24 protein-coding genes are annotated in these 25,928 nt (G+C 51.0%); 16 read left to right on the forward strand and 8 right to left on the reverse strand.

All coding sequences use genetic code 11. From position 1 onward, the window contains the following. Positions 1-108 precede the first annotated feature (108 nt). The 4 genes from rsgA (at position 109) to PsWM33_RS22360 (ending at position 3,579) form a co-directional block, all read left to right on the forward strand. Entirely contained in the window at positions 109-1,149 is a 1,041-nt protein-coding gene (gene rsgA, locus PsWM33_RS22345; protein WP_063301685.1) for a ribosome small subunit-dependent GTPase A, read from the forward strand. A gap of 579 nt (positions 1,150-1,728) precedes the next feature. Beyond that, the gene (locus PsWM33_RS22350) at positions 1,729-1,998 is read left to right on the forward strand and encodes a DDE-type integrase/transposase/recombinase (RefSeq protein ID WP_063301686.1); all 270 of its coding nucleotides are present in this window, start codon (positions 1,729-1,731) and stop codon (positions 1,996-1,998) included. A gap of 273 nt (positions 1,999-2,271) precedes the next feature. Beyond that, the gene (locus tag PsWM33_RS22355) at positions 2,272-2,751 is read left to right on the forward strand and encodes an ester cyclase (RefSeq protein WP_063301687.1); all 480 of its coding nucleotides are present in this window, start codon (positions 2,272-2,274) and stop codon (positions 2,749-2,751) included. Between the two features lie 201 nt (positions 2,752-2,952). Beyond that, entirely contained in the window at positions 2,953-3,579 is a 627-nt protein-coding gene (locus PsWM33_RS22360) for a dioxygenase family protein (protein ID WP_063301719.1), read from the forward strand. A 21-nt stretch (positions 3,580-3,600) separates the two neighbouring features. On the opposite strand, the gene PsWM33_RS22365 is transcribed toward PsWM33_RS22360, so the two are convergent. Further along, positions 3,601-3,966, reverse strand: coding sequence for a winged helix-turn-helix transcriptional regulator (locus tag PsWM33_RS22365; RefSeq protein WP_063301688.1), 366 nt, complete (start codon positions 3,964-3,966; stop codon positions 3,601-3,603). Between the two features lie 678 nt (positions 3,967-4,644). On the opposite strand from PsWM33_RS22365, the gene PsWM33_RS28890 reads away from it, so the two are divergent. Beyond that, the gene (locus PsWM33_RS28890) at positions 4,645-4,917 is read left to right on the forward strand and encodes a tyrosine-type recombinase/integrase (RefSeq protein WP_082827108.1); all 273 of its coding nucleotides are present in this window, start codon (positions 4,645-4,647) and stop codon (positions 4,915-4,917) included. Between the two features lie 521 nt (positions 4,918-5,438). On the opposite strand, the gene PsWM33_RS22370 is transcribed toward PsWM33_RS28890, so the two are convergent. The 3 genes from PsWM33_RS22370 to PsWM33_RS22380 all read right to left on the reverse strand — a co-directional run bounded on the left by PsWM33_RS22370 (position 5,439) and on the right by PsWM33_RS22380 (position 9,280). Next, positions 5,439-6,167: a DUF4153 domain-containing protein gene (locus PsWM33_RS22370; RefSeq protein WP_208994704.1), complete on the reverse strand. Its 729-nt coding sequence runs from the start codon at positions 6,165-6,167 to the stop codon at positions 5,439-5,441. 201 nt (positions 6,168-6,368) lie between these two features. After that, positions 6,369-8,426, reverse strand: coding sequence for a methyl-accepting chemotaxis protein (locus PsWM33_RS22375; protein ID WP_063301689.1), 2,058 nt, complete (start codon positions 8,424-8,426; stop codon positions 6,369-6,371). A 344-nt stretch (positions 8,427-8,770) separates the two neighbouring features. Next, on the reverse strand, positions 8,771-9,280 hold the full coding sequence (locus PsWM33_RS22380) for a DUF2867 domain-containing protein (RefSeq protein ID WP_063301690.1): 510 nt from the start codon (positions 9,278-9,280) through the stop codon (positions 8,771-8,773). Positions 9,281-9,568: 288 nt separating this feature from the next. Here PsWM33_RS22380 and PsWM33_RS22385 point away from each other — a divergent pair, with 288 nt between their 5' ends. Then, positions 9,569-10,501, forward strand: a complete 933-nt coding sequence (locus PsWM33_RS22385; protein WP_063301691.1) for an alpha/beta hydrolase family protein — start codon at positions 9,569-9,571, stop codon at positions 10,499-10,501. Between the two features lie 71 nt (positions 10,502-10,572). On the opposite strand, the gene PsWM33_RS22390 is transcribed toward PsWM33_RS22385, so the two are convergent. The 3 genes from PsWM33_RS22390 to pyrF form a co-directional block, all read right to left on the reverse strand. After that, positions 10,573-11,010: a type III secretion system chaperone gene (locus PsWM33_RS22390; RefSeq protein ID WP_153039995.1), complete on the reverse strand. Its 438-nt coding sequence runs from the start codon at positions 11,008-11,010 to the stop codon at positions 10,573-10,575. A gap of 395 nt (positions 11,011-11,405) precedes the next feature. Beyond that, positions 11,406-12,074 carry a pyroglutamyl-peptidase I gene (gene pcp, locus PsWM33_RS22395; RefSeq protein WP_063301693.1) on the reverse strand — a complete coding sequence of 223 codons (669 nt, stop codon included), beginning with the start codon at positions 12,072-12,074 and terminating at the stop codon, positions 11,406-11,408. 128 nt (positions 12,075-12,202) lie between these two features. After that, on the reverse strand, positions 12,203-12,919 hold the full coding sequence (pyrF, locus tag PsWM33_RS22400) for an orotidine-5'-phosphate decarboxylase (protein WP_063301694.1): 717 nt from the start codon (positions 12,917-12,919) through the stop codon (positions 12,203-12,205). Between the two features lie 306 nt (positions 12,920-13,225). Between pyrF and hisB the strand changes: the two genes are divergently transcribed. From hisB to PsWM33_RS22450, 10 genes are all read left to right on the forward strand, one after another. After that, positions 13,226-13,819, forward strand: a complete 594-nt coding sequence (hisB, locus tag PsWM33_RS22405; RefSeq protein WP_008548769.1) for an imidazoleglycerol-phosphate dehydratase HisB — start codon at positions 13,226-13,228, stop codon at positions 13,817-13,819. 35 nt (positions 13,820-13,854) lie between these two features. Beyond that, positions 13,855-14,328, forward strand: coding sequence for a DUF2628 domain-containing protein (locus PsWM33_RS22410; protein WP_063301695.1), 474 nt, complete (start codon positions 13,855-13,857; stop codon positions 14,326-14,328). A gap of 13 nt (positions 14,329-14,341) precedes the next feature. After that, the gene (gene hisH / locus PsWM33_RS22415; protein ID WP_063301696.1) at positions 14,342-14,995 is read left to right on the forward strand and encodes an imidazole glycerol phosphate synthase subunit HisH; all 654 of its coding nucleotides are present in this window, start codon (positions 14,342-14,344) and stop codon (positions 14,993-14,995) included. 45 nt (positions 14,996-15,040) lie between these two features. Continuing rightward, positions 15,041-15,784: a 1-(5-phosphoribosyl)-5-[(5-phosphoribosylamino)methylideneamino]imidazole-4-carboxamide isomerase gene (hisA, locus tag PsWM33_RS22420; protein ID WP_063301697.1), complete on the forward strand. Its 744-nt coding sequence runs from the start codon at positions 15,041-15,043 to the stop codon at positions 15,782-15,784. Beyond that, entirely contained in the window at positions 15,781-16,560 is a 780-nt protein-coding gene (gene hisF, locus PsWM33_RS22425) for an imidazole glycerol phosphate synthase subunit HisF (protein ID WP_057463033.1), read from the forward strand. Before hisA ends, hisF begins: the two co-directional genes overlap by 4 nt. A 54-nt stretch (positions 16,561-16,614) precedes the next feature. Next, on the forward strand, positions 16,615-16,938 hold the full coding sequence (locus tag PsWM33_RS22430; RefSeq protein WP_057463034.1) for a phosphoribosyl-ATP diphosphatase: 324 nt from the start codon (positions 16,615-16,617) through the stop codon (positions 16,936-16,938). Between the two features lie 54 nt (positions 16,939-16,992). Continuing rightward, complete coding sequence (gene coaA, locus PsWM33_RS22435; protein ID WP_063301698.1) at positions 16,993-17,958, forward strand: type I pantothenate kinase; 966 nt, start codon at positions 16,993-16,995, stop codon at positions 17,956-17,958. Positions 17,959-18,283: 325 nt separating this feature from the next. Then, entirely contained in the window at positions 18,284-19,240 is a 957-nt protein-coding gene (locus tag PsWM33_RS22440; protein WP_063301699.1) for a hypothetical protein, read from the forward strand. A 91-nt stretch (positions 19,241-19,331) separates the two neighbouring features. Continuing rightward, positions 19,332-20,111, forward strand: coding sequence for a GNAT family N-acetyltransferase (locus PsWM33_RS22445; RefSeq protein WP_063301700.1), 780 nt, complete (start codon positions 19,332-19,334; stop codon positions 20,109-20,111). 268 nt (positions 20,112-20,379) lie between these two features. After that, positions 20,380-20,685, forward strand: a complete 306-nt coding sequence (locus tag PsWM33_RS22450) for a hypothetical protein (protein WP_063301720.1) — start codon at positions 20,380-20,382, stop codon at positions 20,683-20,685. Between the two features lie 177 nt (positions 20,686-20,862). On the opposite strand, the gene PsWM33_RS22455 is transcribed toward PsWM33_RS22450, so the two are convergent. Continuing rightward, positions 20,863-25,671, reverse strand: coding sequence for an NAD-glutamate dehydrogenase (locus tag PsWM33_RS22455; protein WP_063301701.1), 4,809 nt, complete (start codon positions 25,669-25,671; stop codon positions 20,863-20,865). Positions 25,672-25,928 lie beyond the last annotated feature (257 nt).

Below are 25,928 nucleotides of genomic sequence, written 5' to 3' on the forward strand. Positions count from 1 at the left end.
GGCAGGTTCGTTTAAATAGGCAACACGCCTTACCTGCCTGACCCACTTTGGGGTCCGTATGCGATGGCTACGGCGACCCTTTGGTGCTGTTCTATTTCAGGCAGATAAATGTCCCATAAATTGATTGAGCTGGGTTGGTCAGCTCATTTTATGATGCAGCTTCGCGATGACGAGCTGCAAACCCTTTCTGTTGCGCGCATTACTCAGGTTCATAGGAACCAAATGGTCGCCATCAGCAGTGAGGGAGAGTTTTCTTTGAGCGTCCCAGGCCATGGTTCTACCGGCTCTTATGCCGTTGGTGACTGGGTCATCTATGATTCTCAGTTTCAGGTTGCGCGTGTTCTTGACCGCCTTACTGTTGTGGAACGACGGGCCGCGGGGGAAGATGCACGGACGCAGCTGATTGCGGCTAATCTGGATGTGCTGTTCATAACCACCTCCTGCAACAAAGACTTCAACATTGCGCGCCTTGAGCGATATCTGGCTGTTGCACAGCAAGCTGGCATTCAACCTGTTGTGCTGTTGACCAAAGCCGATTTGGTGGAGGACACGCGGGACTTTGAAGTGCAGGTGCAAAAGATCGATCCTTTGTTGCCGGTCATAGCTCTTGATACCCGCGATGCCTCTCAAATCATGCCGCTCTTTGACTGGTGGAAAGCCGGACAGACGGCAGCTTTGGTTGGGTCATCTGGTGTTGGTAAGTCTACCATTCTCAACAGCTTGAGCGGGTCTTCCGCCAAAACCTCCGGTATTCGTGAAGATGATGCCAAAGGCCGGCATACGACGACGGCACGCTGCCTTTACCCCATTGGCGAAGGACGCTGGCTTATGGACACGCCGGGTATGCGTGCCCTGAGGCTCTATGAGGTTTCCGAAGGCGTTTCGGCGGTGTTTCAGGATCTGGTTGATCTTGCTGAGGACTGCCGGTTTGGTGATTGCAGCCATGATGCAGAGCCTGGGTGTGCCATCCAGGCTGCGATTGAGTCGGGTGAGCTGGATGCTGCCCGGTTGAAACGCTGGCAGAAGCTGGTGCGGGAAGAGCAATACAACAGTGAGACTGTTGCGCAGTCCCGGTCCCGTTCAAAAAACTTCTCAAAAATGATCAAACGCGTGCAAAGCGGTAACCGACACATGAAAGGTGACGCCTGATACTCATACAATGCGCTCCCGTGAATGCTAGTTTGCGGGAGTGCATAAGGGCGGTTTCCTGCGATTTTCAGCATATCCAAGGGGGAGCCGACCCACGAATTTGGCAGTTTCCGCAGGTCGGCCAGATGTCTTTGAAGTGTTGTTGTGTTGAGGCAACTTCAAAGACCTCGGGAGGCTTATCCACTCGGTAAATTTGCTGTCTGACCGAAGTGGTGACGCTCACCTATTTTTAACCGAATGCAGTGCTGCAATACCGTATTCGGTGTGGCAGCCTTGTTTTTGCAGCTGCTTTAGATGAGTGTCGCGCGGATCCATGAAACAAGCTGTCCTATAAAGAACAGCGCAAGAATTTTTTTTAGGCTAGACGCTCCCCGCGAAGCAGTGGAGGTCGGGCAGTTTCTGTCAGGTGATTGAATGCTGTGACTTTGTGTATATAGATCCCATGCTTAACCTTGACACTATTCCGGCTCTTAAAGGTTTCCGTTTCCCCGCAGCATGATCGGCTAGGCGGTTTGGGCCTATCATCGATTTGCGATTAGCCTGCGCGATGTTGAAGATCTGCTCGCGACATGGGGAATAGTGCTCAGCTATCAGACAATCCGGGATTGGGTGAACAAGTTCGGGCATCATTTTGCCGGTAAAATCAGACAGGAGCAGCCAACACCTCGTGACAAGTGGCATTTGGATGAGTGTGTGTTTAAGATCAACGGCGTAACCTACTGGCTGCGGCGTGTGGTGGACGGCAATGACGATACTCTTGATATTCTGCTGCAATCACGCCGTAATAAAAAGCAGCCAAACGCTTCTTTTATAAGCTATTCAAGCGCTGGGGCATGCCACGCGTTCTGATTACGGACAAGCTTGGCTCTTACGGGGCTGCGAAGAAAGAGATCACACCGCCACCGACAATATTGCAACAGAGCCAAAAGATCTAAGGGCTTCCTTTTGACCGGTATCGCCCTTGAGGTTCCGCACATACGGATCGGGCAATCCTCAACGCTCTTCTTAGTCAGAACGGTTACTTTGAGTATACCTAGGATACTTAAGGTTCGCTCTTGCAAATCTCATATTTATACTATGTATTTACTTAACCGCATCCGATAAACACTAAGGAGAATCAACGTGATTTCTACACTCAAAACTGTTATCGCCGCCACCGCGGCATTCATTTTCACAACGGCTGTCGTTGCCGAAGACATGTCCACGAACAAAGAAACCCTGATGAACTTTTATCTAGCCATCGGCGAGGGCCAGGTTGATGCACTTGACAAAGTGCTGATCGAAGACTGGGTCACACATGATGCAGCCCCCGGTCAGGAACAGGGCCGCGAGGCGTTCAAACAAGCCATCCCCATGTTCACAGCGTCTTTTTCCGATTGGACTTGGGCCGTTGAAGAGATGATCGAAGAAGGCAACGTTATAGTAGCCCGTTCGACCTTCTCAGGTGTTCATTCGGGTGACATGATAGGCCACGCTGCCACTGGCAAATCGTTCACTGCCAAGGCAATTGATGTGCACCATTTCAATGACGAAGGCATGGTGACCCACACCTATCACTTGGAAGACTGGCCGAGCGTTATGGCCCAGCTTGGTCTGGAATAATTGACACCGTGCACTCATTCGATGCCAAAAGCCGCGGCGGTTTTCCGGCGCGGTTTGTCAACTTAGCCCAAGACAGGCACTGGATCAGGTTAGATAGCGTTGAACAAAATTCTTGCGTAGCTTGCATCGCCAGCTTACCTCACTGCAACGTTGTCCTAAAACTTAAAATATGCCGCACCAATTCATTGAGGAATGAAGTTCATGACAGAAAACAAAACCAGCCGGCGAAACCTCTTGGGCTCGATCACAGCATTTGCATTCGGCGTATTGTTTGGAAGCAAGGGTTATGCACAGGTAATGACGCCGCATTCTACCGAAGGGCCGTATTACCCCAGACCGAACATGCGGATGGCGGATGTCGACCGTGACCTCGTCCGCGTTATAGGGCAGGTTCGCAAGGCTGGAGGCGAGGTGATTACCTTGCGTGGTAAAGTCTGTGATCGCAATGGCTCTCCTCGTGCGGGGCTGCGCGTTGAAATCTGGCAATGCGATCTGAACGGAAAGTACCTGCATCCGGGTGATAGGAAAAACATTGAGTACGATCAGGGGTTTCAGGGCTTTGGCTATGACATCACAAACGAAGACGGCAAATTCCGATTTAGGACAATTAAGCCTGTCCCCTATACTGGTCGCACTCCGCATATTCACTTAAAGATTCTTGACGGAAACCAAGAGTTATTGACCTCGCAGCTTTATATTGCCAGAGATCCGAGAAATTCACGAGACAGCATTTATTCTAGAATGTCGCCTGAAGAAGCAGAGTCCGTCTCAATGGTGATCACCGAGACTAAAAGCGGTAAGGAGACAACCGTGACTTTGGCGGTCTGAACACGCTCGACACTGGCCGCTTCAGCGATCATAATCCAATCTATTAGTCTTGACCGAACTTTGGTTTTCTTCTGCCCATTGGACAAGTGGCATAAGGTGCGCCAACAATTCCCTTCCTTGGTCGGTCAGCGAATAGCTCACTTTGGGAGGGGATGTGGGCTCCACCTCACGCAAGACATAACCATCAGCCTCAAGCTTGCGCAATGTGCTGGTGAGCACGCGCTGGGTTATCTCGCCGATCAGGCGTTTGGTTTGATTGAAGCCTTTTTCCCCATCTTCCAGCGCGCATAAGATCAGCACAGACCATTTATCGCCGACGCGGTCCAGCACGTTACGGATCGGGCAATCCTCTGCATCTTTCTTATTCAGTACACTTACTTTGAGCATACCAGAGATCCTTAAGGTGCGTTCTTGTTTGTTGGTATTAATTTGTTACTTAGATGCTGGAAGTCAAGAAGAAAGAGAAACACACATGAGTAACCTCATCAAAATCGGCTCTGTTGCAAAAATTGTCGGTGGCTGCGATGAAACATTATTCAGTATTAGTGCGATAATTTTTTAGTTATTTCAGTTGGTTAGCCTGCGCGAGAGGGCGAAATACTACCTTAAGGATGGGATAGCAGATCAGATATTTTTCGTCCCCAAGCTCCTGCGGAATCTTTAGTGCAATATCACGACCTTTCCTGTCTGGCCTAGTAGGCACATAATTCCGATAGTGGCCAAAAATGAGAACATATTACGAACGATCAATCTGATTGACATTCCCTAGCGGAATCAGTGCTCTGGGGTGGCATCTTTGATGGGAGGCCAGACATGCTCAAACGGCGAAATGTAAAAAGTGAACCCAGTCACGCTGCAGATGCTCACGAGCACGGTCGCGACTATCTCAATTCGGAAGAGATTGATCTACTTCTTGCAGCGGCCAAGAACGGGCGTCACGGTGGTCTAGATCATCTATTGATCATAATGTGGCCTTCGCGTTTCTGAGGCCACAGCCATGCGTAAAGATCGCGTTGATCTTTCTCTGCACGCGTGTGGGTATCCCGTCTTTAAAACGGGCTTAGCGTGGAACAACCTATTGTCGGTGATGTGCTACGGGTAATTCATCGCTGGTTTTCTTGCCGTGATGACACACTTCCTTGGCTACTCATCTCGGAGCGCAAGCAGCCTTTAACCCGTCAGGCGGTCAATTATATTGTCAGATCTGCTGGAACCCGAGTCATGCTAGGTCATATCCATCCCCACATGCTGCGTCATTCTTGCGGCTTTGCCTTGGCAAACAAGGTTCATAATCTCAGACTAATTCAAGACTATCTTGGGCATAGGCCCCCGTCATAATGCTCATTACACCCGAACAGCAGCCAGTCGGTTTGATAAGTTCTGGTAGCAACGAAGCTGGTGAGCTCTTAAAGCGCTTACTCAACCAAGTCCTTAGAAACTGTCTTGCCGTGAAATGAAAACTTCAAAGCAATTACGTGCTAATAAAATGTTCTTGATATGTACTAATTATTGGCCATTATCGGAGCTATGTGTCCACTAGGCCAATATTGCAGCATGCTGACATTTCGTTGTGAGATTGGTCCGCGTGTACCAATCCTCAGTTTTGACGATGCGAAGTGACCACAAAACAAAGACGATAAGAAATGCTCACACAGTGAACGTCAGGTGACTATCACTATAGTTTGGTGATAGCCTAGAGAGCCTATCGTAAGTTCATTTCCCAGCTACTATGGGTAGAGAAAACTGTACGCATATCGTAATGTAATCCATTGTAAGATCTCCAGATTTGGATCTCACAAAGACACTCCAATAAAAGTTTGCAAAGAACTGCATACTTATCAGTAGCACGTTCGACAACCTCAAGATGGCCAGATATGCAGCTCCGGTGTTTTGACACTCGGTAGGGCAGCCTTCTTTGCCTTTAGCTTTCGTCTGAACTTGACCCGAAGAAACGGCCAGATCATTGCGAAGGCAATGGACCAGAACACGATGCGTGCCATGTTCAGTTTTTCGAAGAACTTTCCAGGATTGATGTTGAGCAACCACTGCTCAATGACCGGGTTTGATGAGCTAAACAGGTAGAGGAAGACCGGGAACAGCGTTAGCGGTAAGAACCAGGTGAATGCCAGCTTTGCGTAGTTGGAGAATGGCCGTTTGCGACGCTTCACGCGACTTAGAGTGATCATGTCCTTTACAAAGCCCAGCGGCCAGCGGCGCAGGAAAACGAGCAGCACTCTTATTAACTTCAGGTCGAAGGCGTTTATGCGCAAGTTCGTGATCAGTGCGCTTGTGGCTAGTGATAGGATCGCAATAAGGCCGCTGAGGAAATCCCACTGGAGCACACTTGGCGCAACGCCAACAATCACTGTTAGTCCTGCGATCCATGCACGGTGAGCACTTACTCTGCCCGCACCTGCCAGCATGATTGCAAAGGCAACGGCCATGATGAAGATGCTGAAGCCGATTTCTGCGCGGTGGCCAAAGAATAAGTAATCTGCGAGCAGGCAGAGCCCCAGGCCGAGGATAAGACGCGCCTGAATGCCAAGGACTGGCATCCATGGCAGTTGTTTGCGAGAGGTCGATAACATTGATTTTGCCCCAAAATCACTTGAATGAATGAAGTTAGGGGAGATCTAGAGACCTCGATTGCAGGGAGTTGGGCAAAACACATGAGATCGCGTGCAGATTTGTGCAGTTTCTGTGCAGGCGGTTTTCATGATGTGTTGGGCAGTGAAAAAGGCAGCCTACACTGATGTGCAAACTGCCTTTGGTTTGTTGTTTCAGTCTACCTAAGCCGCTTTGATGTCACCGAGGAACTGGTCGATTTCCGTGCGGAGGTGATCAGCTTCCGTTCGGAGTTCTTCGGAAGCGATGAGGACTTGCTTGGAGGTTACGCCGGTTTGGATGGCGGCCTCGTTGACCTTGGAGATGTTTTCCGTGACCTCCGCCGTTCCACCTGCAACTTCGCTGACGTTGGTTGCGATTTCCTGCGTGGCGAACTTTTGCTCACTGATTGCACTGGAGACAGCACTGGCACGTTCGTCGATCTCACGAATGATCTTGTCGATGTCTTCCATAGCAGTGAGAGAGCCCTCTGTTGCGCGCTGGATATCTGCAATCTCGTTGCGGATCTGCTCGGTGGCCTGAGATGTCTGCTCTGCCAGCGACTTCACCTCGCTTGCCACCACAGCAAAGCCCTTGCCAGCTACCCCTGCCCGCGCGGCCTCTATTGTGGCGTTGAGCGCAAGCAGATTGGTTTGTTCGGCAATATCTGTGATGATGCTGACCACATCCCCCACACTTTGCGCAGCCTTGCGCAGTTCTGCTGCATCGGAATTGGCGCTGTGCACTTGCTCTACGGCCTCTGAGGCTGCTTTTCGGCAATGGTGCATCTGGTTACCGATTTCAGCGACAGAACTGTCGAGTTCCTCCGTTGCTGAGGCGACGGACTGGACGCTGCGGGATGCTTCTTCAGCTGCGGAAGCCACAGCTTTGGATTGGGAGCTTGTGAGCTCGGAGATATTCGACATTTCCTGAGAGGAGAGCTGCATGGTCTGCGAGTTGCGGCCCATGGTCTCCAGCACGTATGAGACGGCCTGCTCAAAATCGGCAATACGCCCTTCCAGAAACTCACCACGCTCAAGCTGTACGGCGTGCTGAGTGTCTTGCTCCTGCTTGAGATCACGCGCCAAGATCATGTTTTCCTGAAACACGGAAACCGCCTTGATCATTTGGCCAACTTCGTTTTTGGCAGGCTTTGACAGTTTGATGTTGAGATCACCGCTTGCCAGTTGCTCCATGGCTTCAATGATACCTGCGAAGGAACGTTGGATGGATTTGATAAGGATGAGGGACATCAAGAACACCAACAGGAAGGCAACCGCAGCAATGCTCATGTGCAGGGTCAAGCGTCCGTTGGCATCGGCCTGAAGATGCTCCGTATCTGTGATCAGGCTTGCGGCGATGGTGTTTTCCAGTGTCTTGAGCTGATTGATCTTTTGAGAGGCCGTTTCAAACCACTCCGGACCGCTTATTGCTTCCAGGTCAGTTGTGGAGTTTGCATCATCCAGCGCGATGCTGCGGTAGGTGTTCAGCTTCGTGTTGGCAGCCCCTTCCTGCACCTTTGTGAAGTCTGCAAAAATTTCACGTGTGGCGTAGGTCTGGAAGATATGAGTAAAGGCCTCTTGTTCCACGATCAGCTTTTGAAACTTCTTCATAGCTGCAGGTGGGAACGCATTGCTTGCAAAGCCAGCGGCACCAACCGCCCGCTCCAAGCCTGCCCGTTCCTTTGCCAGAAGGAAGGCATGATAGCTCACAATGCGATCTACAATTTCCGCGTTGGGGCTGAGCTCGCTCATGGAGCCGATGATATCCAGCTTCTCGGAGTTTAGTTGGGTGTAGAAACTGACTGCCTCTCCAATCTGCACGTTAAGGTCATCCACTTCAGAACGCAGGGCTGGAGTCTTTTGCAGTTGTGCGTTGATGCCTTCCAGGTCTGCTGCAAATTCCGGCTGATAGATGGTCAGGTCAAAGGCTTTTAGGAACTGCAAATAGTCGATGCGCGCTGTATCGGTTGCTCGGCGTTGCTCCTTCAGGTCAACCGCAAACTGCTGGCCTTTACTAGCGAGGAACAAGGCAGTGGCTCCGCGCTCCTTTTGCTGCTCATGCACCAAACTGCCGATTTTGACCGACAGGCGCGTGAGCTGAGACAGTGCTGCCAGCTTCTGCTCGTCCTCGGTATCCACCTTGATGAGCTGATAGAGAAAAACGAGAGCTGCAATACTTGGAATAATTGAGAGCAGTGTAATGGTATGAACAATTCTGAGCTTAGCTAAATATGCAAACATGATAATATGGGTCCGCTGAAATCTAGCTAAGCATTTTCCCTTGTTTATTTACGGCCAGTTAACGATACAGGGCCGATTTCATGCATGCGAGTAGCATTTGGAATCGTGTGAAAGCTGCACTTTTGATAGAGCCTTGTTCAGAAATTCTTTTTCTGGAAATGAAGTCCTTTTGTTAATCAGATAAAAAACATTGGTTATTTCGTATATTCTTTAAAAACAAACATTACAGATATCAGTAAACTGATTAATCAGATCAACAACTAATCGCAGACAAACTTAAATCAGAGCAGAGATTCGCAATAAAACATCTCATTTGGGAAAATAATACATTCTGATTAAGCGTTTTAATTAGTAGAATAAAATGCACGACTTACGCTACGTAGCATGCGCCAGGAAATGAACTTGTGGGCTGGGCCAACGGGCAGCATGTAGAGGTTGCCGAACCAGTTGTGGGTGATGACTGAGGACGTGATGCGTACCAACGTCCCTTCCGCAATGTCATCGACACTGATGGTGGTCATAACTGAGAGGTGCTTGTCTCTTGAGGTGAGCACTAACTCACGATCCTCGATATGTTCCACCAAAAAGAAGTCGAGATATTCTCCCGCAGCAGGCGGAGTGGTCGGCCGCTCTTTTCCAAACCCTTTTATCCTTGTGACGCCAGCCAATGCAGAGATTTGGTCTCTCAACCAAAAGGCAGCGTTGAGCCAGACAGACCGCTTGCTCAGCAAAGCGCAAGAGACCTCAAATGCGGTTGGTTGTGCGTTTATCTTCAAAGAATTGACGTGATAGAAGTTAAGCTCTTCGCGTGGAGCAACCAATTGAGGGACCGGGAGGGATGAGATTTCCGGCATTTCTGATGCTCCTTCAATGCAGCCAAAACTAATGTGACCATCTCTTTAGGATAATCTAAAGTACGTTTATAGACAATGGATTAGATTCTGTTACGCGGCTTGCCTGAAACTATAATTATATATCTTAGGCGCCACACTCTCGCCTTATGATTGCAGCAAAATTCTCCTACACCAGTTCGGTGTTTCTATTTTCATATTACGGGCAGATCACGTTGAGTGTGAGGTTCAGCAAGACAGGCCTTTCTGTATGGCTCTGTGCGCTTGCTGGGTCTGCTCATGGGGGAATTTATGCACTCTAGTTTGCTTCGTGTTGCTATTGGGTATTCCGTTCTCTTCACTGCTCAGGCCGCTTTTGCATCAGGCCTTTATCTTGTGCGTGAAGACGGTAGTGAGATCACAATCTATCTGAAATCCCAAAGCCCGAAGGATGCGACCGACCTCCTTGTTCTCATTCAAGGCTCTGACTGCAACAGCGTTGCTCACAATACTCTGATCAATGAGCAGTTTTCTCAGGTTTTGCCCGAAGCGGATGTTCTAACCGTTGAGAAATACGGGATCACATCGGACCTCTCGTGGGATCGCAGCAGCGATGTTCACCCTGATTGCCCAGCGGATTACATCGAGAATGACTCACCGGAACGTCGAACAGCAGATTACATCAAGACTATCAGTCAGCTGAAAGAAGGCGGGATTTATGAGCGCGTGTTCTTAGTGGGCGGAAGTGAAGGCGCAATGGTCGCCAACATGATTGCCGCAAAAACTGATTTTGTGACGGCCAGTATTGCTCTGAATGGAGGTGGCCGTAAATTTCTGGATACAATCCTTTATAATATCAAACACACTTCCAACTCAAAAGAGCAGGAAAAAGAAGATACAGAGGGCTTTACCAGCTTTGCGATGCACGTGATGAACAGTGAGCCATTCGAATTGAACATGGGCGATCACGGTTATGCTTGGTGGCGATATATGCTTGCTTCTGACCAGCTGGAAATTCTTGCGCAGGTAGATAATCCACTTCTGATTGTACAAGGGGGCAAAGACATCAATGTTTCACCTGAAGCCGTTGATCAACAGATTGCGAAACTCGCAGAGCTGAACAAAACCAATGTCACCTACAAACCCTATCCGGATATGACCCACTCTTTTGATGGGGCTGAAGGGGAGAGCGCGGTCGGCCAAGTCATCACGGATATTCAAAGCTGGTTGGCACAGCTGGATTGATCCATCGAAGGGCAGCTTTCTGCCCTTTTCTTTTATGGTGGGGGATGGATTGTTAGTTGGAGGCCTGCTGCTTAATGCAGTTCCAGCTTTGCCTTAGCGCTGTCCTGCGAATGACATATACCATCGCGCTTCATTTTGCGCTCGCATTGACGCTGGGAGGCAGGGGTAAACTTTGGCTTCCATGCGCGGACAATTTCTTTAAATTCTGCGAGGAACAGTTTGAGTTCTGTGGCATCAAGCTCTTCAAGAGCGATGCAGGAAACAACGGCTGGCTGGCCAAGGGCAACACGAATGAAGGTAAAGCGGTTCTTTGCGGTATGGTTCTCGTGCAGCATCTGAACCAAGACATGCTGCGGTACGTCGGTATCCTCTGAGAGGTAAGCCATCATCTTCAGGCGCTTGTCGCAGGCCCGCATGTGAATCTCAATATCATCGGTATTCAGCGTACACTCACCGTCTGTATTAAAGACAGGTGCTTCCATGCCGCCATCCGATGTAACCTTATTCATAAGTGTTTGCGGTGTCATATTCTGCAAGACAGACCATCCAATCCATTTGTTTCTATAGTGGCGGAAAACATCGAATATTCTCCTAAGAGCTCCCCGCTTTTGAGGTAGGAAGTTCTCGTCACCACTATGAATTGGAATAAGGGCAGAAACTGTCTTCTATGAGACACAAAGCCGTGATGGTCGCTCAAAAATCGTTAGTCTTACCACCTAAATAACGCTGCTGTGATCCAGCCTGATCCGCAAAACTGCGAAAGCAGTCAGGTAAGTTGTGCAATCTGAAAAACACAACTCATACCGATCACATCTGCTGAACTCGGCGTCAGAGGGTTTGGATAAGTGTTGAAAGACGCTTCTGTGCCCGATGTGTTGTTTTTTGGTGCTCGGGTGTGTCCTTTTCAGATCAGCATCTTGGAGATGATGTTGATGTTCTGGTCCTGATGATTTGCCTGCAACGCCTCAATGCCGGCACGCATACCTTTGACCAGAGTGTCGACGGACATGCTTGGTGCACCAAGATTCTGGATCATAGCGGCAACCTCCGGCAAATGAGGCAGATGCACCCAACCAGCCCGAACTGGGAGATTGTGTTTCGCGATGTGGTGCAGGACGCCGTACATGAGATGATTGCAGCAGAACGTGGCAGCTGAGTCCGAAATATCCGTTGGCACCCCTGCATCCCGCATGGCTTGTGTCATGGCGCGCAGAGGAACAGTTGCGTAGTAGCCAACTGGCCCATCTGGCACGGTCAGCTCACCCTGAAGTGTAACGCCTGCAGTATCGGTTACGCCATAGCGGGCGCAGTCGTTGAGGGTTTGTGCGAGGCGCTCCAGCGTGATCATGGAGCGACCACCATATTCACCCAGCATGAGGACAGAGCTGGGTTTCAGCTCTTCCATGGCAGCGACGGTTTCTTCTATGCAGTGAAAATAGCTGCCAGAGACGATGCGGGAGACGATTTTAGCACCAGCGATCTCTTCACCATCCAGTGCCAGCGCAAGCTTTTCTGCCGGATTGGTGGGCGTATTGGCGTATGCGCCAAAGCCTGTGATGAGAATGGTTTCCATAGAATGCGCTCCCTCTCGTACAGATCGCGCAAATGGTACCCAGTGCAGCTTAAGCCTTTGTTCAAAAGACAAAGACAGATGAAGCAAAAAGAGCCTCTGCATGACAGAGACTCCCGAGTTTGTGCAGTTTAAAGAGCACTCTCAATCTCAGCAACGACAGCCTCAGCTGCAGCGCGGGTATCTTCGGCGCGGTAGATAGGACGGCCGATGACGAGGTAGTCGGAGCCTGCTTTGATGGCGTCGTATGGGGTCATAACGCGGCGTTGGTCACCTGCATCTGCGCCTTTTGGGCGTACGCCTGGTGTTACGATGCAGAGCTTGTCGCCAACCTTGGCACGCATGGCTGCGGATTCCATCGGGGAGCAGACAATGCCACCGACGCCTGCGTTTACTGCATCAAGAGCGCGTTGCTCGACTAATGCAGCAGTAGGGCCGACATAACCTGCGTCTTTAAGGTCTTGCTCATCCATTGAGGTGAGCACGGTGACGCCCAGCAGACATAGGTCTTTGTTGCCGACTTCCTCCAGTGCCTTCACGGCTGCGCGCATGTTTTTCGGGTAGGCGTGCACGGTCATGAATTTCATGCCCATTTTTGCGACGTTTTTCACTGCGCTGGTGATGGTGTTGTCGATATCCAGCAGTTTCATATCCAGAAAGATGGAATGCCCTTCTTTCGCCATCTCTTCAGCGAACTGAAGACCACCTGCGAACTGGAGTTGCATGCCGATTTTATAAGTGCCGACAAGCCCTTGTGTTTGCTTGACGAGCTGGCGGGCCTCATCAACTGTAGGAACATCCAGAGGGAGGATCAGGCGATCGACTGCACTTGCTGGGCGATAAGACATGCGAGGCTCCTAATATCTGCCGGATAAAGCCGTTTGCTTTTAATGCGATGCACGTGAACTGCTTCATCCTCATTTTTTAAGCGTATTCTTATCCGAAAACCGAAATCACTTTTCGGGAATACGCTGCAAACGGCTCAGTTCCTAACAGTTTGTGCCGAGAAATACCAGAGGGAGTAGCAGATACTAGCTTTTTCATCTTTGGGTATTTTCAGCGATCCCTTAGCCTGTTAAAACGGCGCGTCTTTAAATGCTTGTGCAGGGGTTTTGCATGAGTATAAGGACTATAAACTTATCAAGGGACATCCCATGCGTCAGGCCACTATTGCCCGCGGCACAAAAGAAACGACGATTTCTGTTTCCATCAATCTGGATGGCACAGGCAAGTACGACATCAAAACCGGTGTTGGTTTCTTTGATCATATGTTGGAACAACTTTCCCGACATTCGCTCGTGGACATGACGATCCGCGCAGATGGTGACACCCATATTGACGACCACCATACCACCGAGGATGTGGGCATTGCTCTGGGGCAAGCGTTTAAAGAAGCGCTTGGCGACATGAGCGGCATCACCCGCTATGCAGACACGCACCTTGCGATGGATGAAGCCCTGACCCGTGTGGCTCTGGATGTCTCCGGTCGTCCTTTCCTTGTCTGGCAGGTAGACTTCCCAAGGGACAAGGTTGGCACGTTTGATGTTGAGCTTTTTGAGGAGTTCTTCCGTGCGTTTGCCATGAATGCAGGTTTTACACTGCACATTGCAAACCTATATGGCACCAATTGCCATCATATTGCGGAAACATGCTTTAAAGCAGTTGCGCGTACTGTACGCACAGCTATCGAACCAGATCCACGCCAGAGTGGACGCGTGCCAACTACAAAAGGTCAGCTTGGCGGCTAACCTTTTCGGCCCGCAGCTCTGCTTGTTCAGGGAGAATGCAATTGGCTGTCTATTATGTCATGACCGAACCAGGGGTTTCACTTGACCACCTGAAGGACGAGGACGCACGAAACATCAAGTTCGTGAAAGACGGTTTCTCGTGGTGGGCGATGCTCTTCCCTCTCCTCTGGTCTTTGTACAACCGGATGTGGTTGGTCTTTCTCGGTTATCTGGCAGCAATCATTGCGCTGGTGTTTATTGCTGAAGCCTTTGGGTCAACCACTGGCGGCTTTATCACCGTGCTGGCCACTTTGTTTTTTGCGATGGAAGCCGGGTTCTTGAAAAGCTGGAGCCTGCGCCGCAAAAACTGGCAGACTGTCGGGTTTATCACTGCCGCCAATCTGGATGAGGCAGAAATTCGTTTCTTCGACCGCGTTTCCAAAACCAAAAGTGAAGTGTGGCTTCCACAGGGGCCAATGGCTCCACAAACCAGCGACACTGACGTCGTTGGAATGACACTCAAGCGATAACAGGAGTTTCTTCATGAGTGTGGCAATTATTGATTATGGTTCTGGCAACTTGCGCTCCGCAGCAAAAGCGTTTGAGCATGCAGCCCATAACCATCATCATACTCATGAGGTGACGGTAACTTCTGATCCTTCAGTTGTTGCCAAGGCTGACCGCATAGTGCTGCCAGGCGTGGGCGCATTTGCCGATTGTCGTCGTGGCCTGCAGGCTGTTGACGGTATGGAAGAAGCATTGGCGGAAGCTGTGCTAACCAAAGGCAAACCTTTCATGGGGATTTGCGTGGGTATGCAACTGTTGGCGACTCGCGGGCTTGAATTTGAGAAGGCCGAAGGGCTGGACTGGATCAGTGGTGACGTCACAGCGATGAAACCAGCTAATCCTGAGCTGAAAATTCCTCACATGGGCTGGAACACCATCAACGTTACCGGTGATAAGCATCCGGTGCTTGAAGGCATCAATACCGGCGGTGATGGCCTGCACGCTTACTTCGTGCACTCCTATCACTTTGCGACCGCGAACCCTGAACACCGTTTGGCAAGCTTTGACTATGCGGGTGAGTTCACTGCGATGGTGGGCCGAGACAACATGGTTGGCACGCAGTTTCACCCGGAAAAGAGCCAGAAGCTCGGTCTCTCTTTGATTTCCAATTTCCTGAGCTGGGCGCCGTAACGGCTGCCCGCTTTCAGTGATACAGACAAGTCCAAGGACAGAATTATGATTATTTTTCCAGCGATTGACCTTAAAGGCGGAGAGTGCGTTCGTTTGAAACTGGGCGACATGGATCAGGCAACCGTGTTTAACGATGACCCGGGTGCGCAGGCGAAGGCGTTTCAGGACCAGGGTTTTGAATGGCTACACGTTGTTGACCTTGATGGTGCGTTTGCGGGCGAAAGCAAGAACGGCGCAGCGGTTGATGCAATCCTTGCCAGTACTACGAACCCGGTTGAGCTGGGCGGCGGTATCCGCACCATGGAACACATCGACAACTGGCTGACGAAGGGCGTTGCCCGCGTCATTCTTGGCACCGTTGCTCTGCGTGACCCTGAACTGGTGAAAGAAGCTTGCAAGAAGTATCCTGACCGCATTGCTGTTGGCATTGATGCCAAAGGTGGCAAGGTTGCGGTTGAAGGTTGGGCAGAGACTTCTGAGCTGACCGTGATTGAGCTGGCAAAGCAGTTTGAAGATGCAGGCGTTGCAGCCATCATCTACACCGACATCGACCGTGATGGCGTGCTGAAGGGCCTCAACATCGAGAGCACTCTGGAACTGGCCAACGCAGTGAACATTCCGATTATTGCTTCCGGTGGTCTGGCTGATATCAAGGACATTGAGCGTCTGGTGCAAACGGATTGCGATATTCTGGAGGGCGCGATCTCTGGGCGTGCTTTATATGACGGTCGGCTTAACCCTACTGAGGCGCTTGATCTGATCAAGAAAAGCCGGGAGGGCCTCGCATGACCCTGAAGGCACGTATTATTCCATGCCTTGATGTGAAGGATGGCCGTGTCGTGAAAGGCGTCAACTTTGTTGACCTGATCGATGCTGGCGACCCTGTTGAGGCAGCTAAAGCTTATGACGCAGCTGGTGCAGATGAGCTGACGTTCCTTGACATCACCGCCTCAAGTGACAACCGCGACACCATCTATGATGTTGTGCAACGCACTGCTGAAGCCTGCTTCATGCCAGTGACTGTTGGCGGCGGTGTGCGCACGGTTGAAGATATCCGCAAGCTGTTGATCGCCGGAGCTGACAAAGTTTCAATCAACACCGCAGCGGTGAAAAATCCTGAATTTATTCGGGAAGCCGCTCAGAAATTCGGCAGCCAGTGTATTGTTGTCAGCATTGATGCCAAGCGCGTTTCGGCTGAAGGCGAAGAAGAGCGCTTTGAGATATTCACACATGGTGGCCGTACGCCAACCGGCATTGATGCTGTTGAGTTCGCTCGTAAGGCAGTGGATCTGGGTGCTGGTGAGCTGCTTGTTACATCTATGGACCGTGATGGCACGCAAGAGGGCTACAATTTGCCGCTTACCCGTGCAATTGCGGATGCTGTACATGTACCTGTGATCGCCTCCGGTGGGGTTGGAACTCTGGATCATCTGGTTGAGGGTGTTCGTGATGGACACGCGACTGCTGTGCTTGCTGCTTCAATCTTCCATTTTGGGACTTACAGCATTGAAGAAGCCAAGCAACACATGGCAGATGCTGGAATTCCTATGCGTCTGGATAAGTAAATTTCGCTCAGGTATTCAGAGTAAACCTGAAGCGGCCTCAACAAGGCTAGCCAAATGACCAATTTTACCCTTTCGGACCTAGAGGCTATTGTTGCTGCACGTGCGAACAGTGACGATGAAATGTCATATACCCGCAAACTCATTTCAAAGGGCGTTTCCAAGTGTGCACAGAAGCTTGGAGAGGAAGCCGTTGAAACTGCGATTGCAGCCGTAGAAGGTGATAGGGACGGCGTTGCTTCTGAAGCAGCTGACCTGCTGTATCATCTACTTGTTGTTATGAAGGTTTCCGATGTGTCGCTGGATGAAGTTCTAGCTAAGCTTGCAGCACGCACCGGACAAACTGGACTGGAAGAAAAAGCGTCCCGTACGGACGACTAGTTTTCTTCCTGTCACGCGAAGTGGGAGGCACGAGGGGCCTTGAGCGCTAACGCTATGCATAAAGAACTCACTCCAGTGCAAGAGCTGGACCTGTCCCCCTACTCTGTCTTTACAGAGACTGAATGGGCGTCTTTACGTGCAGACACACCAATGACGTTGAGCATGCAGGAAATTGAAGACCTGCAATCGCTCAATGACTTTGTGTCTCAAGAGCAGGTGAAGAATATTTACCTGCCTCTATCTCGTCTGCTGACCTATTACGTGGAAGCTTCCCAAAGCCTTCAGTTTGCGACGAAGCGCTTTTTGGGCATGCAGTTGACACGAACGCCGTTCATCATTGGTATTGCGGGTTCGGTCTCTGTCGGCAAGTCAACGACAGCCCGTCTGTTGCAGGCACTGCTTTCGCGCTGGCCAGCCAGCCCGAAAGTGGACCTGATTACCACCGACGGTTTTTTGTATCCAAACTCTGTTTTGGAAACAGAAGGATTGATGCGTCGGAAGGGCTTTCCTGAGAGTTATGACCGCTCTGCACTGCTCAAATTCCTGACGGACATCAAGGGCGGGGAGCGCAAAGTTCGTGCCCCAATTTACTCTCATTTCTTCTATGATGTGATGCCTGGACAGCATGTCACAGTCGAACAGCCAGATATTTTGATCGTCGAAGGGCTGAATGTTTTGCAGACTTCGCATCAGCCAAAAGCGGCCAAAGCTGTGCCCTTTGTCTCTGATTTCTTTGACTTTTCCATCTACATTGATGCGGAAGAGCAAGTGCTGCAACGCTGGTATCTGGAGCGTTTTATGCGTCTGCGTGAGACAGCATTCCGTGATCCCGGTTCATATTTCCATAAATTTTCCACAATTTCGAATGATAAGGCGCAAGAGATCGCGAAGGACCTTTGGCAGAACATCAATCTGGAGAACCTTCGCCAGAACATCTTGCCGACGCGACCACGCGCTGATCTGATCCTGACAAAGGGGACAGACCACAGCATCGAAACCGTGGCGCTGCGCAAGATCTAAACGAGCAAACGCGCTCTTACATTGCTGACTAACGGACTGGCACCGAGAGGCAGGCGCCAGCCTGTATTGCATATGTTTGAGCGTTGAGTGCCCGCAGGCTTTCCCAGGAAGGCTTGCTGGAAAGTTTTGCCTGCCGGCGTGCAAAATGCCCCCGAGCAGGAGCTTGCGTCAGTAAAACGACAGCTGCGCACCATCATCAGACTGGCATGAATCACGAAGCGTGTGAGCGCCTCGACCGTTCTTTATTGTCAAGTTCTTGCAATCTCGCATGCAACGCGCGCGGGAACCGGTGCTGCTGTGCCTAAAAAAGGCTTTCGGAGGAATTATGCTACAACTTGCAAAAGTATCCGCGTATGCAGGGTTTAGTTTTCTGGTTCTCACTACAGCAGTTGCTGCAGGGCCAAACGCTTCTTTTGGTGACCTTTCCTTGCCAGGGGAGCCAGCTTCTCTGCTTTCCGGCAAAGATACACTTCCGCAAAACAAGATGACCACCACCGGCAACTATAATGTTGCCAAGCCAATTCTTGCTAAAGGCTGGGCGACAGCTGAAGACGGCAAGGCGGGCTCCTCTCTTCAACAAATCCTACCTGTTGGCGCACAACTGAGCGTATTGGACTGGGCGACAGACCCAACCAAAGGCGAGTTGGTTCGTCTGGGTGTTGACCAACCGGACGAAGAAGGCAGCGTCACCTCTGACATTTACGTTTCTAAAGCAGATTTTTCGACCTACACGCTGACTGAAGTTGCCAAACTCAGCCGTGACGAAGCAGACAAGATCGCCGGTAGCGAAGAAGACAGCTACGTCGGCTATGCAGGAGCAGTATTAGCAGCACGCTCTGGCGGTGCTCGCTCGGCACGCCGCCGTCGCGGCATGACTTACTGCTATCGCTATGTGAAGAAGCATCTGATTTCTGAAGGTCTGGTAGACACCTACATTCCGGGTGGCTCAGCTTACATGGCGATCAAGGCTCTTCCAAAATATGGTTTTAAACGCCTGCGCGTAAGTAGTCCTGACCGTGCGCCTGACGGCTCAATCTGCGTTTATAACCGTGACAAACGCAATCGTCATGGCCATATCGAGGTGAAGAAAAGCGATACCTGCTACTGGTACGGCTATGGCTGTAGCAAGAACTCTATGTATGGACGTCGCGACTTTTACGACTGCTTTGCCAAAGGCGACATCAAACGGAGTTTTTGGGCGTTTACGTCTTCGAGGAAAGACAACGATGAACGCGGAAGTGCTGCTCTTGTAAGAAAGAACGATCCTTCTGAACGCCTTTAATACCTGATGATACACCCTGACTGAAAGGTCGGGGTTTTGTCATTTTGGTGCTTTAAACTTTCCAGATCGGGACATTCCGAGGAGGCCTAAAATGCTTGCATATCTAGCTGCACTGAAATCCGCAGAGAAATCCGAAAAGGATCCTTCTCAAAACCAGAACGAACTGGGGCAGGTCGTGGGCGAAGATATGTTGGATTGGGGCCCAGCTCAACTGCCGACAGACGAGACGATGGTCGGTCACTTTTGCAGGTTGGAGCGATTGGATCCTGAAAAGCATGCGGAAGACCTGTATGAGGCGTTCAGCATCGATACAGAAGGCCGGAACTGGACCTATCTGGATGAAGGCCCCTTTCCAGACTTTGAAAGCTTTGAGCAGTACATCAAGGAGCTCGCTGCCGGGAACGACCCGTTTTCCTTTGCTATTATTGAGCAAGAAGGCGGAAAAGCTCTGGGTGTTGCAAGTTATATGAACATTGTGCCTGAAACTGGCAGCATTGAAGTTGGACACATTCACTTCTCCCCCCTGCTGCAACGCAAGTGCGGTGGCACAGAGGCGATGTTCCTAATGATGCAGCGGGTGTTCGATAAATGGGGCTACCGTCGTTATGAATGGCGCTGTAATGCTCTGAACAAAGTCTCCCGCAAAGCGGCAATACGCCTTGGTTTCAGTTATGAGGGAACATTGCGTCAAGCATCTGTTGTCAAAGGTAAAAACTTGGATACGGCCTGGTTCTCTGTGCTCGATAGCGAGTGGCCCGTTTTGCGTGCCTCCTTTGAGAAATGGCTTTCACCTGCGAACTTCAAGGAAAATGGTGCACGTATTAAAACCCTGTCGGAGCTGGTGGCACGAGAAGAGACGAAAGTGTTTTAGTTTTCGGCAGACTTGCCTTGAGATTTGACGACAAAGCCTCGGGACGCTTCCGAGGCTTTTTTGTGTCGTAGACACAGCAATGTGTGACCGTAACAGCCAGACTGACTTGCAAGCAAGTCCCTCACTCAAAAGGTTGGATTTAAATAGATAGAGCTTCATGCCATTAGGCTGAGATTAAGCAGGTTTTTCGTGGCGTGATGGAAAGATGCGCTGGTTTAAATTCATATCAGTAGAGTGGATATGTGCAGACACGCGAGAAGGAACCAGCATGTTCGACCTCAATAAAAACAATAAGAACGCCGCCGCCCAACAGGAACTCAAAGCGCAGTTGGAAGCGCTCCGTTCAAAGTCAGGAACTAAGGTCGAAGAAGAACGCATTGAAGGCGTAGACAAGAGCGTACTTGATCATGCCGCCGCCCCTCGCGAAGTGCAGCTAACCCATGACATCGCCGCAGCGCGTGAGAAGTATCGCGCCGCCTCCAGTGATGAGGACAAGAAGGCCGCGATGAAACATATCTCCGACCTTGAAATGCGGCTGGCAATGGAAAAAGAGAAGAACGCCAAGAACAGATAAATTTGGTCTCAGGCAACGAAAAAACCCGATGCAGGGTACTGCACCGGGGTTTTGTTTTGTCTTATTCAAAGCGCTTAGAGCATGTTGCGTTCAAATACATTCACGCATCAAGCTCTAACTCTTTATTTTTGCGCGTATTCTCATCCGAAAACCGGAACCACTTTTCGGGAATACGCTTTAGTTTGCAAGCTCTGCCAGCATTCCAGCTGCCACAGAGAACTTGGAAACCGACAGGTTCTTCTCCAGAATCTCGTTGGTTGCCTGCTGCGTTCTTTCAGCTTTACCGCCGTTGCGTTCCAGCCAGCCGTCAAAGCCGTTTGCATCTGCCAGGGCTTGAGCAGCCAGATCACGCAGAGCATTCGCCAGAATGGAACGGGAACGGTCGAGCGCCAGTCCGTCGTAGTAATCACGAATGACAAACTCACGAGCCAACTCTTCAATCGCACCGAACTTGAAGTGCTCGGCCACACGGAAGTAGGAAGCTGCAACTTCGTCCACATCACGGTTGGCTTTTTCGGAGACCAGAACGATATCCGGGATCACCATTTCGCCAATGAGACGAGCGATGCGAGCCGCGATCATGATTGGAACACCAGCTTCTACCAGACGATCTGTTTCCGCTTTGAGCGTTGCTGCCCGTTCTTCGGAAAGGAACGTTTCCAAACGTGGAGACAGACGCTTGACGGTATCGCGGAAGCGGTTGATCGCTGCTTCCAAACCATCTTCAAAGGAGACGTTGCGCAGGAACCAGATTACCATACCCAGCACCAGATCCTGAACCAGAGTATAAAGCTCTAGCTGCAGATCACCGGAGATGGTGTTGTCGAGACGATCAATCTCTTCGTTCAGCTGGGTCAATCCAAACGCATCGCGCACCACGGCGAAAGCACGAGCCACATCAGCGACAGACGCGCCGGTCTGATCAATGATGCGGGTCAGGAATGCAGGGCCACCCCGGTTGATGATGGAGTTCGCCAGCATTGTTGCGATGATTTCGCGACGCAGACGGTGTCCTTCGATTTCCTGAGTGTAGGTCTCTGCCATCTGTTTCGGGAAGTAGCGGTACAGCTCTTTCGCGAGGTAGGCATCATCAGGAACGGAGCTGTTCAGCAACTCGTCGTGGAGCGTGAGCTTTGCGTATGCCAGCAGCACGCCCAGTTCTGGACGAGACAGGTGCTGGCCTGCTTTTTCACGTTCCTCAATAGTCACATCATCCGGCAGATCTTCAACAACACGATCCAGCAGATCCTGAGATTCAAGCTGACGCATCATACGGACCTGATAACCCAGATCTTCGAGACCACGACGATCACAGAGTGAAATTGCCAGAGTTTGCAGGTAGTTGTTACGCAGCACCAGCTGAGCAACTTCATCTGTCATATCTGCAAGGAGAACGTTGCGGTCCGGAGTGGTCAGGGTACCCTTCTTGACTGCTGCGCCCAGCGCGATCTTGATGTTCACTTCCATATCAGAAGAGTTCACACCAGCGGAGTTGTCGATCGCGTCGGAGTTACAACGGCCACCGGCACGAGAGAACTCAATACGAGCTTTCTGAGTGATGCCGAGGTTTGCACCTTCGCCGATGACTTTCGAACCGACTTCAGCCGCTGTGATGCGGATTGCGTCGTTGCCACGATCCCCCACATCGCTGTTGTTTTCGTCAGAAGCGCGGATGTATGTACCGATACCACCGAACCACAGCAGGTCTGCCTGCATCTTCAGGATAGCGGTCATGACCTCCTGAGGAGATGCTTTCGACTTGTTAAGGCCGAGCATCTTCTGAGCCTGAATGGTCAAAGGAATAGACTTAGAAGAACGTGGGTAGATACCGCCGCCTTCTGAGAGCAGTTCCTTGTTGTAGTCCTGCCAGGACGAGCGTCCCAGATCGAACATGCGCTTGCGTTCATCCCAGGTCACAGCAGGATCCGGGTTCGGATCAAGGAAGATATCGCGGTGATCGAAAGCAGCGACCAGTTTGGTTGCCTTTGAAAGCAGCATACCGTTGCCGAACACGTCTCCAGACATGTCACCAACACCACATGCAGTGAATGGTTCTTTCTGGATGTCACGATCCATTTCACGGAAATGACGTTTCACCGCTTCCCAGCCGCCGCGTGCGGTGATGCCCATCTTCTTATGATCATACCCAGCGGAACCACCGGAAGCGAATGCATCGCCCAGCCAGAAGCCTTTGCTTTCTGAGATCGCGTTGGCGGTGTCTGAGAAGGTCGCGGTGCCTTTATCAGCTGCCACTACGAGGTATGGATCGTCCTGATCATGACGAACAACCAGCTCTGGTGGCAGGATGAGATCAGCGTCCAGATTATCTGTCAGATCCAGCAGGGAGGAGATGAAGATCTTGTAGGCTTCTGTTCCCTCTGCGATCCACTCATCACGGCCGCCTGTTTTTGGTAGCTGTTTCGGCAGGAAGCCACCTTTAGACCCAACAGGAACGATCACAGCGTTTTTGACCTGCTGTGCCTTTACAAGGCCAAGCACTTCTGTGCGGTAATCCTGAGCGCGGTCGGACCAACGCAGGCCACCACGAGCAGCTGGACCAAAGCGCATGTGCACGCCTTCAACGCGCGGGCTGTACACGAAGATTTCGCGATATGGCAGCGGCTTCGGCAGGCCCTCCACTTTATGCGGGTCAAGCTTGAATGCGAAGGTTGGTTTTGGCTGACCAGCGTCATCCAACTGGAAGAAGTTGGTGCGCAGTGTCGCCAGGATCAAATTCTGGAAACGACGGAGAATACGGTCGTCATCCAAGCTCGTTACTTCATCAAGGCTTGCGGAAATCTCATCAATCAGACGCCCCTCCTTACCCGAACGTTCAAACGTTCCAAGTGTAGGATCAAAGCGTGTATGGAACAGATGAACGAGCTGCTGAGCGATCTGTGGATAGCGGTTAAGAGTTCCCCACATATAATCTTCAGAATAGAGGATTCCAGCCTGACGCAAGTAGCGGGAGAGCGCCCGGATCATAGCAATGTCACGCCATGCCAGTCCTGCCGTCAGTGCGAGGGCGTTATATCCATCGTTTTCAGCCTGTTTGTTCCAGACTGCGAGGAACAATGCACCGAGGCGCTCGATGTCTGCTTCTGTGAAGTTGCGGAAGCGTTTTTCATCCAGATGCAGCGTGGTGTCGTGCAGGTAACTGAGTTCGCGGTCTAACGGGGTGATCCGGTAGGTTCGCTCATTGATGACGCGGAACCCGAGATTTTCGAGCATTGGCACGCGCGCGGACAATGGAATCGGTTTGTTGAGGTGGTAGGCACGCAGAGAAATCTGACCCTTACCTTCACGCTCGCGCTTGTAGAAGCTGATGACAAGCGGGCGCTTCTCGCCCAGCTGTTCAACGCGGCGAATATCCTTGGTCGCGGTCACCGCTGGTGTCGCGGAGGTGTATTCACCATCAAACGCAGAGCCGTATCGCTTCAGCAGTGCGCCAGAGATGGCATTGCCATAAACTGAGCGGAGCGCTTCTCGCAGGCTGTCTGTCCAGGTGCGGACGATGACCTGAATAGAGGCTTCCAGCTCTGCTTGAGACGGTTGAGGCGTATCACCGATGTAACGGCCAATGATGTAGTGAACGCGGACAAGAGGGCCTTCAGGGAAGGTTGCGTACCAGGCAGACAGGCGGCCTTCGTAGACGTTTGCCAGATACTTACCAACTCGCTCACGAATGCTCGTGGTGAAATGATCACGCGGGATGTACGTGATGATCGATACGAAACGATCGAACTTGTCGGTTCTGGACAGAACACGGACACGTGGGCGCTCGTTGAGCTGAAGAATCGCATCTGCAAAGTTGGAGAGGGTTTCAACATCAATCTGGAACAGGTCATCACGCGGATAACCTTCCAAGATGTTGCGAAGAGCACGACCGCTGTGGCTTTCCGGGTCAAAGCCGTGCTTTTTCATTACTTTCGCGGTCTTATGGCGAATGTAAGGAATAGAGCTGGTTGAGCGGGTGTATGCTGTTGCGGTGAAGAGACCGACAACGCGCAGTTCACCACGAAGCTTGCCTTCGTCATCAAACAACTTCACGCCAACATAGTCCATGTGCACGTGACGGTGGACGCGGCTGCGGATGTTGGCTTTGCCGATGATTAGTGGTTCCGGCTTCAGCAGAAACTCTCTGATTTCCGGTGTCATAACAACGAATTCAGAACCCTTGCGGAGCACGCGGACCTTCGGATCGGTCAGAATGCCGAGACCAGAGCCTTCGATCAGAGAGAGTTCGCTGTTTTCGCTGGTGTCATCAAAAATGAATTCGCGAATACCCAAGAGGGTGAAATTATCAGCCGCCATCCACTCAAGGAAGGCGATTGCTTCGTCAAACTGCTTGTTGTCTGCCTTTGCGCGGACCTGCTGGTATTCTTCAACCGCCAGCTGGATTCGATCGCGCATTGGGCGCCAGTCTTGCACCGCCTGACGGACGTCATTGAGAACAAGGTCAAGAGTCTCTTCGAGTTTCTTGATGTCCTCATCAGAGTTCAAACGTGTAAGGTGGATGTGGATGAGACTTTCGCGGCGAACAGATGGTCCTCCAAGACCAACCGTGCCGTGGAATTTTTGCAAGCCGCCATCATCATCACGCTCTACGATGAAGAGCGGGTGCAGTACGAGGCGGACTTCATAGCCGGCTGTCTGGATTGCCCCCATCGCGGAGGAAACGAGGAAGGCCATGTTATCGTTGACGATTTCAACGATGGTAATGTCTTCGAGCTGCTTGCCGTCAGCGTTTGGCTGCGGGTTGAACACACGAATACGATGGGTCCCCAGCGGGTGATTTGCGAAATCAGCCCAGGCTTCCTGCGATACGACCGCAAGCTCCGATGGGGTATAGTTCAGGAGATCTTCTGCATCGGCGTGAGAGAAGAGGTCTTCAGCAAACCTTGCTTCGTCTTCGTTATCGTCAATTAGCAGTGCACAGGTATCGGCAATAAGCCCAGCTTTAGCCTCGGCTGTCGTTACAGACATTCAGGCGTTCCTCATCCAACATTATAGTCGGCACAGGCTGCGCGAACATGCCACATGGACGCGGCCTATGCCTTTGAAACCTATTAAGGTGCATTTACTCAATATTTCAATGCGAAACGCGACAAGAATCCCGCAAAAACATCGTTTTCAGCAGAATGTGTTCGGATGTGAGCGACATACGGGAATTCTGGTAATATTCGAAAAGCCCTTCCTGTGAACATGAAGTTGCTTGAGCCCCCCTCAACTGCCAATTGAGG

The sequence above is a fragment of the Pseudovibrio sp. WM33 genome (genome assembly GCF_001623165.1).
Classification (GTDB): domain Bacteria; phylum Pseudomonadota; class Alphaproteobacteria; order Rhizobiales; family Stappiaceae; genus Pseudovibrio.